Origin of the sequence: Pararhizobium capsulatum DSM 1112, assembly GCF_030814475.1 — a bacterium.
GTDB classification, from domain to species: domain Bacteria; phylum Pseudomonadota; class Alphaproteobacteria; order Rhizobiales; family Rhizobiaceae; genus Pararhizobium; species Pararhizobium capsulatum.
This window is the reverse complement of sequence record NZ_JAUSVF010000001.1, coordinates 3,042,054-3,053,447: the sequence shown is the minus strand read 5'-3', so window position 1 is coordinate 3,053,447 and position 11,394 is coordinate 3,042,054. Positions and strand designations below refer to the sequence as shown.

Sequence of the window (11,394 nt, the reverse complement as noted above, 5' to 3'; positions counted from 1 at the left end):
GACCATGTTTGATCCGATCGGTGGCTTCGACAGGATGATCGACCAGTTTCAGGCCTATCTCGATACCGCCTACCGGATCGGCGACCCTGGCGTCGCCGAGATGCGCCGCGCGCTGCTGTCAAAGCCCGAGCAGCTTGCGCTCGATCCCATCTTCGAGGCTGTGCCGCGCTACGTGACTTGGGATCACGGGCTTGAAGCGCTTCTCGCTGACAAGGGGAAGATACTGAAGGGCTTCGATGACGGACAACGCAGAGCCTTCGTCGAGCTAGCGCTCTCCGGCCTGTTCGACCGCGACGAGGACGCCACGGAAACCAAAGGTGCTTACAAGCCTTACCGCCATCAGATCCAGATGCTGCAGAAGGGGGTCGGCATCGGAACGCCGGGGATCGTCACCTCTGGTACGGGTTCCGGCAAGACGGAATCGTTCATGCTGCCGATCCTTGCCCAACTTGCAAAGGAGGCAACGACCTGGCCAGCGCCCAACAGGTCTTATGACGACGACTGGCTGGATCCGAACAAATCCTTCCAGCTCCATCGCCGCAACGAGCATAAGGATCGACCGAAGGCAGTCCGCGCGCTCGTGCTCTACCCGCTCAACGCACTCGTTGAGGATCAGATGGTGCGGCTGCGAAAAGCCGTCGACTCCCCAGAAGCTCGCGAGGTTATGGACCGTTACTTCAATGGCAATCGCATCTTCTTTGGCCGCTACACCGGGAAGTCTCCGGTTACAGGGTTCCGCAGGCATCCGCGTCTTGCTGACAACCGTGTCTGGAAAGATCGCGCAGAGCGCTCCCGTACGAAGCTCAAGAAGGAAATGAAGCGCTACCGGGCGATCCAGCGCCGTCTCGTAGACGAGGGCAGAGCGGAAGAACTCAGATACGTCTTTCCGTCGACCGATGGCGGCGAGTTGATATCGCGCTGGGACATGCAGGCTACGCCTCCTGATATCCTCGTTACCAACCAGTCGATCCTGAACGCCATGCTCGTACGCGAGGTCGATGCTCCGATCCTCCAGCAGACCCGCGACTGGCTGATGAACGATGCCGACGCCTGCTTCTATCTCGTCCTCGACGAACTCCACCTAATTCGTGGTTCGGCCGGGGCGGAAATGGCTGGCCTTCTGAAGATCCTGCTGGAACGCCTCGGGCTTCTCCAGCCCGAACATGCTCACAAGCTTCGCATCCTGGCATCGTCGGCATCACTCCCGATGGACGACGAGAACGCCCCAGCCAGCATCGGCTATCTGCGCAACATGTTCGGTTCTGCCGGGACCGCCGGGGCAGCGCCCGACACCGTAGACCAGATATGGAAGGACAGCGTCGTCAGGGGCGACCCGTTCGTCGTGGACGAACCAAATGAAATGCCAACGTCCGAAAGCCTGATCGCGCTGGCCGACGCACTTTCGACTTCCGACTACAGGCGGGACGGGGAAGCCCTCTTCGAGGCCTTCATGGCGGCCGCCAGAAGCATTTCGGGTTCCGAGAAGCTGGACGATAAGGGCATCTTGAAAAACGCCACGTCCGTTGCCGCCGCCATGCTCGACTACGCCATGCAGGAGGCTGGTGCTCCCGGCGGCCGGAGTCCCCGAACCGCATCGAATCTTCAGAAGCGGCTCTATCCGGAGAGCGACGTTCGCACGATCAGGGGTCTTCTGGCACTGCGAGCCATTCCCGATCTCCCCAAGGAAATATTACCGGTATCGCTGCGACCCGAACGCGAGGCTGTCGGCCATCTGCCGGGCTTCAGGATGCATTGCTTCGTACGCAATATCGAAGGTTTGTTCGCATCCGTCGGTCTCGATCGCGAGGGCAAACTGACGTGGGGCGGACCCAGCATCGAGCGGGGCGAAGACCACGAAGAGAAAACCGAAGGCGGGCAGAAAAAGCGGCTCTTCGAGATGCTGTATTGTGAAGCTTGCGGCGACCTCTATGTCGGCGGAAAGCGCGGCTCCGCCGTTAACGGAGGCTCATCGAGGAGGGTGTCGCTGCTTCCCGCGCCGCAGGAACTCGAGAAGCTACCCGAGAGTGCCATCTCCACCCGGTTCGAGGACGCAAGTCACCGGGACTTCGCGCTCTTCTGGCCCGCACTCGGCGAACCCCAGCGCGAAATCAAGGATGGGTCGCCGTTCGCTTGGCGCCGGAGCTTCCTGAGCCCCTACACGGGCGTCGTCGACGAGACAGGAAGTCCGGGCGACGTCCCCGGCTACCTCCTCGACTGGCCGAAGTCGCATCCGAAGGATTTCCATTCCCGCGGCTCCGACGAGGAGGGCACTGCGGTGCCTTACTGCTGTGCGAAGTGTGGCACCGACTATTCCGGAAGGTTCAGAGCGCCGAACTCCCTGAAGCGCGAGGGACGCAAATCTCCGATCCGTAGCTTCCGGACAGGTTTTGCCAAGACTTCCCAACTTCTGGCCACAGAGCTCGTCGCGTCGCTCAAGTCGCAAGGGGGCGATGGAAAGCTTGTTGCTTTCTCCGACAGCCGAGAGGATGCCGCAACTCTCGCGCTCGACGTTGAAGTCCAGCACCTCAGAGATCTCCGTCGCGAGATCCTCATGACCGCAGCGGCGAAGCTTGGAGAACGGCGGAGCTTCACGGCCGACGATCAGGCCAAGATCGAAGAACTCGAAGCGCAGTTGGCCGAATTGACCTTGGCGAAAAAGCGCAAGGAGGCAATGTCGGTCACCATGGTCCTAGACGAGCTGGAAGCACGTAGGGCCGCGGTCGACTTCCCGGCGAGCATTCCGCTGCAGGACCTTTTCGAGTTCAAGCGCGGTGAATCCGGCGACGTTGTCCGACCTATCCTACAAGAGCTTCTGAAACTTGGATCGACGCCCATCGACGGCGCCGACACAAAGTTCACGCGCATCAACAACAAGCCCTGGTACAACTTCTTCGTCATGGAGAAGGACAAACCGATCTCGTGGAAATCCGAGGACACGGAAAGCGACGACAATCTACAGACCCTCGGCCGCGCCCGCCAAAGAGTCCAGAAGGAGCAACCTCCGGAGGCGACCGACCTTCTCTTCAGCAAGACCTATTTCGCGCTCGAAGAGACTGGCCTCGGCTGGCCGAGCTTTTACGGGGCCGTCGAATACACGGAAGAGTGTTCGCGTAACGATGCGTGGCTACGCATTTTCTCTGACGCGTACCGGATCACGCCCAACCAGTACAAGGAAGAGGCGCCGTCGCCATGGAACTCGGCGCTCGAAATGATCGGAAAGCGAAAGAACCGCCTGAAGACGCTGTTGGAGCAGATCTTCAACGATCCGGTGGCGGAAGGCGATCGCTTCTTGAAGGCATTGGCAGACGACCTTCATCAGACTCGCGGTGACGGCTCGATCGACATCACGAGGCTACATTTCCGCGCTGCCCGACCGCCCGACAAGGCTATCCGTTGCATGAAGTGCGGTCGCGTCCATCTTCATGCTGGATTTGGCCGCTGCACGCGTTGCGGCGAGAAGTTGGCATGGGACGGCGAGCTGACGGCAGACAAGGTCGCCCGCAGCAATTTCCTTGGCCGTCGCGTCATGCGCGCTATCGACAAGGACGAGCCGCTCTTCCGTTTGAAGTGCGAGGAGCTGACGGGTCAGACGCGCGATCCTGCCCAGCGGCTACAGCAGTTCAAGGGCGTGTTCGTCCGCGAGGAGAACGAGAAGGACGAGGACTTTGAGGGGCGCCAGCGCTTCGACACCGCAGATCTGCTATCGGTCACGACCACGATGGAAGTCGGTGTCGACATCGGATCGCTGCAGGCGGTGTACCAAGGCAACATGCCTCCGCAGCGCTTCAACTACCAACAGCGCGTCGGTCGTGCAGGCCGTCGCGGACAGGCGTTCTCGACGGTGCTTACAGTCTGCCGGAGCAAGAGCCACGACATCCACTACTTTCATAACCCCATCGAGATCACAGGTGCCGCTCCGCCGCCGCCCTTCATCACGACGGGCCTCGTGGACATTCCTTCACGACTCCTGCGGAAGTTCTGGCTTGTCGAGGCCTTCGACCTTCTCCGGAAGGAAAGCGGAGACGACTGGGCAGGCGATGCTATGGTGCCCGGCGACATCCACGGCGAGTTTCTCTACTGCAACGAATACTTCCGCGAGGGTGCTGGCTGGTGCGAGAAGCTGAAATCGTCGCTGGAGCGTACCACGGAAAGACGGAAGGCGATTGCGACGATCCTGTCGGAGGTTTCGAACTGCCCGCTGCCGCAGATCGAGGAGCGGGTGACCGTCGACATTGTGCTCCAACAGATCGATGACCTGAAAAAGGACTTTGGAGAGCAGGCGGTAGGCATCGCGGCGGCCCTCGCCGAAGGCGGTCTGGTGCCCCTCTATGGCATGCCGACGCGGTCTCGAAACCTCTACGTCGATCTCGTCAAGAAGACGGGAGAGCGTGAGGCCGACTGGGACACGATCGACCGCGATCAGGACATGGCGATCTTCGACTTCGCTCCGGGCAACGTCCGAACCCGCGAGAAGCTCCGCCATCGGTGCGTCGGGTTCACGGGCGTACTCAGGGTGCCCGACGAGCACAAGGACGACTTCAACGCTGCGCAGGAGCCTTACACCAAGAGCTGGAAGAAGGACGATTTCCATCTCCGCTTCTGCGATGCATGCGGCAAGTGGTCGAAGGGAACCGAACACACGGAGCACTGCGCATGCGGTGGGAAGCTGACGGACACGCCTATCCACTGCGTAACTCCCGCGGCCTATCGAACCGACTTCAGGCCGAAGGACGAGGCCATCGCGTCTAAGGTCGGGCAGCTCATCACCCTAGCAAGCCTCGGGGAACCGCTCAATTCGGTAGAATACGAGAACCTGCGGGTGAACTTCGCTGAGAATTCGGAGATCTACCTGGTCAATCCTGGATCGCGTACCGACGAGGACCCGTCCGGCTTCGAGGGCTACACCGTTCAGGACGTCGACGACGGTGCGGCGAAGGTGATCCACTGGTTCAAGAATGCTCCGAGGCTCAAGCTGAAGGGGCAGGCCATCGATCCGACCATGATCGAAGAGGACGCTATGCGCTGGCGTGGCGGTGACGAGGTCACCAAAGCGTGGCTCGCCTCGCCAAAGATCACGAACTCGCTTCAGATCGGTCCTCGGAAGCTGAACCCGAACCTGCGTCTACTGGACATGGACGTCTCCATGAACAAGCGTGATCCTTCACGCACCAGCGTTCGTGCCGCGGCCATTTCGGCCACCGAGCTTATCGTGCAGCGGGCGGCACTTGAACTCGATATCGCCCCCGAGGAGTTCGACAACCTCGCGCCGAACATCCTGAAATCGGCGGAAGGCAATCCTCTGCCGTACCTTCAGATAGCCGATGCGCTTCCGAACGGCTCGGGGTTCTGCCGACATCTTTCGAGCGAGAAGGCGCCCGTGACGAAGCTCATCAGAAGCATCCTCGACGATGAGGGGAAGTGGCCGCGGAAGGCTGTGGCGGCCGAGGACCATCCCAAGCGCTGCGAGACCTCCTGCTACAAGTGCCTGCAGCGGTATAACAACCGCAACTTCCACGGCTTGCTCGACTGGAGACTCGGTCTTGCGTACCTCCGTGCAATAGTCGATCCCGTATACGAGTGCGGTTTCAATGAGAAGTATGAGGCATTTGAAATCAGGGACTGGGAGGCGAACGCCAAGAGACTGGCGGAGCAGACGACGACGTTCATTCCGGGTAATCAGGTGTCCACGGTCAAGGGCAGGCCGGACATCCCCATGTTCACGCTGGACAACCGCCAGAACCATTGGGGTGTCGTCGTTCATCCGCTCTGGAACCAGGAGCGGCTATTCGCGAAGCTCGGCCTCGATCACCGATACGTCGCCATCGATAGCTTCGAGCTCGCCAGAAGGCCGCTCAACGTCCTTCAGCGGGCGTCGAAGTCCTGGTGACGCAGCCTTAGCGTTACTGACCGCGGAAGAGATTGCTCCGGCAATGTCTTCCGCGGTCTCATGCTCCCAGAACCGCAGCACCGTCCAGCCGATTTCTGCGAGGTGCGCCGTCGCGCGAGCATCCCGCACCCGGTTGCGTTCGATCTTCTCCAGCCAGAAGTCGGTGTTCTTCTTAACCGACGGCGGATGGATGACACAGCCATGCCAGAAGCAGCCGTCGAGGAACACCGCGATCTTCAATCCCGGAAACGCGATGTCGCACGTCGTCCGCTTCAATCCTGGGATCTGGTAGTGGATACGATATCGCAGTCCGCGAGCATGCAGAAGACAGCGGACAGCCCGTTCGAAGGGATTATCCTGGCGAGCGGTGCGTTGCATCCGGCGACGGACTCCTGCGGTTGCCTGAAGGTCGAGTGACATGAAGCCGGCCTACAAGAGAGAGGCGGCGACATGATGGCTGGTGGTACCCAGTTGTCCCCGTTCAAAGCCGCTGGTGATCGTTTCCCGTTCACGGGAGAGATCGAATGGCAAAGTTGGGAAAAGAGAAGAAACGGCTGAAAGACCGGGTACAGGAGATCCTTGCAGGTGACCAGCGAGAGCTTCAGATAGCCCTTCCAATAATAGCGCGGTGCCATTGATCTATCTCCCTAGCTGGCCTTGCGGTGCGGCGCGGATCTCGATGAGGGAGCCGCCTTCGAAGCTGCCCCTCGCGTGGCGCGCTGGCGTGTCGCGCCCTGATTGGCGTTCGCGGCGGTGCGCTTCGGCTTGCTGTCCGTGGCAGCCCCCGCCTTCACGAGGCCTGCGCTTTCCCGAAGTGCTGCGAGCAGGTCGCTCGGCTTGGAGACTTCCACCTTCTTCGGCTTCGGGAGGGACTTGCCCTCCATCTTCGCCTTCACCAGCTCGGCGAGTGCGGCTTCGTAGCGATCATCGAAGGTTGCCGGGTCGAACTCGCCCTTCTTCGTGGCTATGATGTGCTTGGCGAGATCAAGCATCTCTCCCTCGATCTTCAGCTTCGGCATTGCCTCGAAGGCCTTCTTCGACGAGCGAACCTCGTAGTCGTAGTTCATGGTGGTGGCGATCAGACCCTTGCCATGGGGCCGTATCAGGACTGTTCGAACGCGGCGGAACAGGACCGCGCGCGCGATCGCCGCGACGTTCGACTTCTTCATGCCGTCACGCAGGGCGACGAACGCATCGCCACCCATCCTGTCTGGTGTCAGGTAGTAGGGCTTGTCGAAGTAGACGTCATCGACTTCGGCGCAGGGGATGAAGGCCTGGATATCGAGCGTCTTGTTGCTCTCCGGGATCGTCGCTGCCACCTCCTCTGGATCGATGATGATGTACTGGCCGTTGTCGATCTCGAAGCCCTTGGTCTGGTTCTCCTTCGGGACAGGATCCTCGGTCTCGCTGTCGATGAAGACGCGGTTGACCCGATTGCCGGATGCCTTGTTGATCGTGTTGAAGGTTATGCGCTCGCTGGTTGACGCTGCGGTGTAAAGAGCGACGCCGCAGCTCACCTCACCAAACTTCAGAAAGCCCTTCCATTGGGCGCGATGTCCCGTCGCCATGACGCTTACTCCGAATCACTTGGTGCGACTCAAAGACGTGCGGGAGTGATTCGTTCCGACTCGAAACGAATCATTTTTCAATGGCTTAGGGAAGCTTCTTCGGAATCCGATTCCGGCACGCTGCGGCACAGCCGCCGCGCCCCGGTGACGGAGGACGCATCTTTTTGGAATCTCATGCGTTCTCACATTCGAAACGATCAGAGGAGAGAGACATGTCCAAGCGAGAGCTTATCGATACCGGTACCGACAAGCGCTATGTCCGTCGGGATGAAAAGGGGCAGTTCAAGGAGAGCGTTGACGTTGGCCGCTCCCTGTCAGCCGACAAGGGCCGAAAGGCCAACCATGATGCGAAGCCCGGCGAAGCGACCGGGGCGATCACCATCCGAAGCACTGAGGGGAAACCGTGTCAGAGGATGTCTCCGGTGAAATTCGGCTTCTGCTCGAACAACTGGTCGATCGCTTCGTTGTGAAGGGAGGAAAGGCCCCCGATGTGATCAAAATCATGACGCGGGAGCTTGAGGAGATGAAGGTGGCCTACGAGGAGGATCCCGATCCGGTGGATGATTCCGCCGCCATCGAAGAGCCAGCGAACGACTGGCCTGGCGCATAGGCTTCTGCCGACATGGTGCGAACGCATTCGTCAGATAGAACCGCTCCATCGGCATGGCTGATGATCGCTGAGATGATTTCGCCGCTCGCGATGCCGCATCGTCCATAGCTATTGACCACGGATGTACTGACACTGGTGATTAGGACGATGATCAGGAAGGTCGGTGCGATTTCGCCCCGGCCTTTTTTGTTGGCAAAACTCGTTCAGGAACAGCAACCGCTGCTCGAGGATGGCGCGCACAGCGGGAGCTCTTCACCTTCTGCTCAGTACGCCAGGGTTGCGGATCAGATAGGACTGAACTCCACGAACTCGCACTGCAGATGGTCAGATCTGGTCTTCTTCCAGTCGTAGGCGCATTCGGCCTGATCGACTGCTGAGCAGGTCAATCCCGGCAACACAGTGCCCGACGGATTGGTGGCTGCTTTCCTGGCAATGTACCGCCAGAACAGATTGGAGGTGTCGGACTGGTCCTTCTCGAACCGCGAAAGCTGGACGACGCCACATGGACCCTCGGGCTGCGATGACACCACCCACGCGCCGCCATTGCCGAAGTCGGAGACCCAGACGAATTCCTGCGCGAACGGGTTCGAACTGACCTGGCAGGTCCGAAGATCCTTGTCGTGGTCGGCCTTTGTGATCTTCAGGAAGTTCTCCTCGGTCGGATGATCGCACATGCCGGCGAGAGCGCGAAACGTGGCGAGCACACTGGGGTTCGTCTTCGCGTCCTCTTGCAGACGGATCATGCCTTCCTTGGACTTCGCAGCATCCGTCGCGATTCCAGGATTGCGGGCAAGGGCGGCATCGATGGAAATCTGACCCGTGGCCATGCCGAGCCACGCGCCGACCATATTAAATTCCTTGGGATCGGAGAATTCCTTCACAGCACTCGGATAGTTCTTGCGGGCTTCATCGAGCTTCTTTTCCAGATCGGCTGCCTTCGCCTTCTTGCGAACGGCTGTCTGGATGAACTCGCACCGGAGGCGTTGCTGACTCCCCTGAAGCGTGCAGTTATACGTCAGCGAGGAATCTTCCTGCTGGTTATAGAGCATGCCGGTCGTGGGGTAGTCCGCGGCGAGCGCGGCGGCGGCTGCAGCTAGGCTGAACATGCAGGCGAGCAGTGAACAAGTCCTCCGGGCGCATGTTTGCAGTCGCCCGAAGAAGATTGCAATGGTCATCCCTGAGGCAATTCTGTCCCCCCATCCACATGACGGCACCCGCTGACGAAACGCCTTCTTATGGGCGACGGCCTCACAGCGCCAACGACCGATCCCCGTCCGACGACGGTCAAGATTTGCGACAGTCATCTCACCAGCTAGGACTGAGCAGATGATCTCCGCGACACTCTTTCCCACGGCCTTCGCTAGATTGAGATTGCCGTGCTGCTGTCCTCGTCCGCCCGCCGTTGGCACAACCAAGATACGCTGGAGGAACGCGTCGACCTCGGATCCGAGATGCGAAAGTCCGTGGATGGCACGCATCTTTGTCGACTCCGCGGAACGCATCAAAGATTACGCTTGACCCCGCGTGAGCGAGCTGCAGCGACAGTAGGCAGCGAATTATATATCATCCCCGAGTGCCGAACTAAGCGGCGATAAAACCTTGGGGGTAAAAGTGCGAGTAGTTCAAGAACCACTGCTGACCGGGCTCTGTCCTGCCATGTTGGCTATGGAGGTAGCACGCGACGTCGACCTGACAGGTCGGATCGCAGTAGTGACTGGCGGTTCGTCGGGACTAGGGCTTGAGACGGTCCGCGCGCTCGCATCGTCGGGTGCAAGTGTACATGTTCCCGCTCTCGACCCTGTCGCCGCCCGCACGGCGTTGAGCGGAATCGAAAATGTCGATGTGTGTGCCCTTGATCTTGCGGAGGAGGCGTCAGGCAAAGCTTTCGCGCACGCTTTCCTCGACGGTCACGGTCGGATCGACATTCTCGTTCTCAATGCTGGCATAATGGCTCAGCCGCTTTTTCGAGATACGCGTGGCCATGAGGGCCATTTCTCAATCAACTTCCTGGGACACTATCAGCTCACGATGCTGCTGTGGCCAGCATTGGTTGCGGCCGGAACATCGCGAGTGATCGTCATGTCGTCCCGAGCCCACCAGATGTCTGATGTCGACTTCGAGGATATTGATTTCGATCGGCGGCCCTATAACAAATGGATCGCCTACGCTCAATCCAAGACCGCGAACGCTCTTTTCGCGGTGGCGCTTGACAGGCGCGGTCAGGCGAATGGGATTCGCGCCTTTTCCGTTCATCCGGGAATGATCGTCACGCCCGGTATTCGCCACTTGAGCAGAGCCGAGTTCGACGCCGTCGGCGCGCTCGAGCCAGACGGGTCTCCGGTGATCGATCCGGCTGCGGACAAGAAAACACCCGGGCAGGGGGCAGCTACAACGGTCTGGTGCGCAACCTCCCCACTTTTGAATTCTCTGGGAGGAGTATACTGCGAGAACTGCGATATCGCATCTGTCGAGACCGAAAGTCCCTTCGGGGTGCGCCCTTACGCGATTGACCCGGCGAGGGCCGAAAGGTTGTGGCGAAGGACCGCCATGATGACAGGTTTGGATATTGAAATAAACTGAAGCGTGATCGTGTCTCTCCTGACGCCTTTCGGCGACCGCTGACGTCACGATACGACTGATCTCCTCAGGAGAAGATGGGCGGCCTGCTAGTTGTTGCCAACGCTCCATAAGTTAGGAATCTATGTGGTTGTCGTTCTCCGACCCGAGACGATCGATTATGATGCGCGGCTTTACTGGCTGTGATCTGACACCGCTTAGCTATCAGGGCCGATCAGGATGGACGGGCAGGCACCACCAAACGCAACAGGGACGGCGGATGTTTCGACATCCTTCGGCGATTTCCGGCTGTATCCGGAACGTCACCTCCTGGTCAGAGACGAGGAGCCGGTACCGATCGGCTCGCGGGCGCTCGACATTCTCATCGCGCTGACGGAAAGGCCTGGCGAACTACTGACGAAAGACGAACTGATTGCGCGCGCCTGGCCGAACACAATAGTCGAGGAATCGAACCTCAGAGCGCAGATCGCTGTGCTTCGAAGGGCGCTCAGCGAAGACCAATCGACGCCCCGCTACATCGCCGCTGTCCCGGCGCGGGGATATCGGTTCATCGCGCCAATTTCCCGCTCGGAACCTTCAAACAGAGCTGCCGCGGATGCAGCGCTGAATAATCTTCCAAGGTCTCTGACTCGACCGATCGGACGGGAGGAGGCGATTGAGATCCTTGAAGGAAGGGTTCAACGCTCTCGTCTTGTGTCCATTGTCGGCCCTGGCGGCATCGGAAAGACAACGGTCGGCATTCGCGTTGCAGA

6 protein-coding genes and 2 pseudogenes are annotated in these 11,394 nt (G+C 59.8%); 5 read left to right on the top strand and 3 right to left on the bottom strand.

Annotated elements, in window-relative coordinates:
- Window positions 1–4: 4 nt before the first annotated feature.
- Window positions 5–5,887: a DEAD/DEAH box helicase gene (locus QO002_RS14910; RefSeq protein WP_307230988.1), complete on the top strand. Its 5,883-nt coding sequence runs from the start codon at window positions 5–7 to the stop codon at window positions 5,885–5,887.
- On the opposite strand, the gene QO002_RS14905 is transcribed toward QO002_RS14910, so the two are convergent.
- Window positions 5,783–6,307 (bottom strand): very short patch repair endonuclease, encoded by a 525-nt coding sequence (locus tag QO002_RS14905; RefSeq protein WP_307230986.1) that lies wholly within the window; start codon window positions 6,305–6,307, stop codon window positions 5,783–5,785. The two genes, QO002_RS14910 and QO002_RS14905, sit on opposite strands and share 105 nt — an antisense overlap.
- Before the next feature lie 227 nt (window positions 6,308–6,534).
- Window positions 6,535–7,455, bottom strand: a complete 921-nt coding sequence (ku, locus tag QO002_RS14900; RefSeq protein WP_307230984.1) for a non-homologous end joining protein Ku — start codon at window positions 7,453–7,455, stop codon at window positions 6,535–6,537.
- A gap of 212 nt (window positions 7,456–7,667) precedes the next feature.
- Between ku and QO002_RS14895 the strand changes: the two are divergent.
- Both QO002_RS14895 and QO002_RS14890 read left to right on the top strand, forming a co-directional pair.
- Window positions 7,668–7,849 (top strand): annotated as a pseudogene (locus QO002_RS14895) (hypothetical protein).
- A 9-nt stretch (window positions 7,850–7,858) separates the two neighbouring features.
- Complete coding sequence (locus QO002_RS14890; protein WP_307230982.1) at window positions 7,859–8,065, top strand: hypothetical protein; 207 nt, start codon at window positions 7,859–7,861, stop codon at window positions 8,063–8,065.
- A gap of 284 nt (window positions 8,066–8,349) precedes the next feature.
- On the opposite strand, the gene QO002_RS14885 is transcribed toward QO002_RS14890, so the two are convergent.
- Complete coding sequence (locus tag QO002_RS14885) at window positions 8,350–9,543, bottom strand: hypothetical protein (protein ID WP_307230980.1); 1,194 nt, start codon at window positions 9,541–9,543, stop codon at window positions 8,350–8,352.
- 178 nt (window positions 9,544–9,721) lie between these two features.
- Here QO002_RS14885 and QO002_RS14880 point away from each other — a divergent pair, with 178 nt between their 5' ends.
- Together QO002_RS14880 and QO002_RS14875 are read left to right on the top strand one after the other, a co-directional pair.
- Window positions 9,722–10,645 (top strand): SDR family NAD(P)-dependent oxidoreductase, encoded by a 924-nt coding sequence (locus QO002_RS14880; RefSeq protein WP_307233420.1) that lies wholly within the window; start codon window positions 9,722–9,724, stop codon window positions 10,643–10,645.
- A gap of 216 nt (window positions 10,646–10,861) precedes the next feature.
- A pseudogene (locus QO002_RS14875) lies at window positions 10,862–11,179 on the top strand (winged helix-turn-helix domain-containing protein); the annotation flags it as partial.
- Between the last annotated feature and the right edge of the window lie 215 nt (window positions 11,180–11,394).

Excerpts from the sequence above, each read along its gene's own strand:
- QO002_RS14910 (WP_307230988.1), top strand. The coding sequence starts at position 5 with ATGTTTGATCCGATCGGTGGCTTCGACAGGATGATCGACCAGTTTCAG.
- QO002_RS14905 (WP_307230986.1), bottom strand. The coding sequence starts at position 6,307 with ATGTCACTCGACCTTCAGGCAACCGCAGGAGTCCGTCGCCGGATGCAA.
- ku (WP_307230984.1), bottom strand. The coding sequence starts at position 7,455 with ATGGCGACGGGACATCGCGCCCAATGGAAGGGCTTTCTGAAGTTTGGT.
- QO002_RS14885 (WP_307230980.1), bottom strand. The coding sequence starts at position 9,543 with ATGCGTGCCATCCACGGACTTTCGCATCTCGGATCCGAGGTCGACGCG.
- QO002_RS14880 (WP_307233420.1), top strand. The coding sequence starts at position 9,722 with ATGTTGGCTATGGAGGTAGCACGCGACGTCGACCTGACAGGTCGGATC.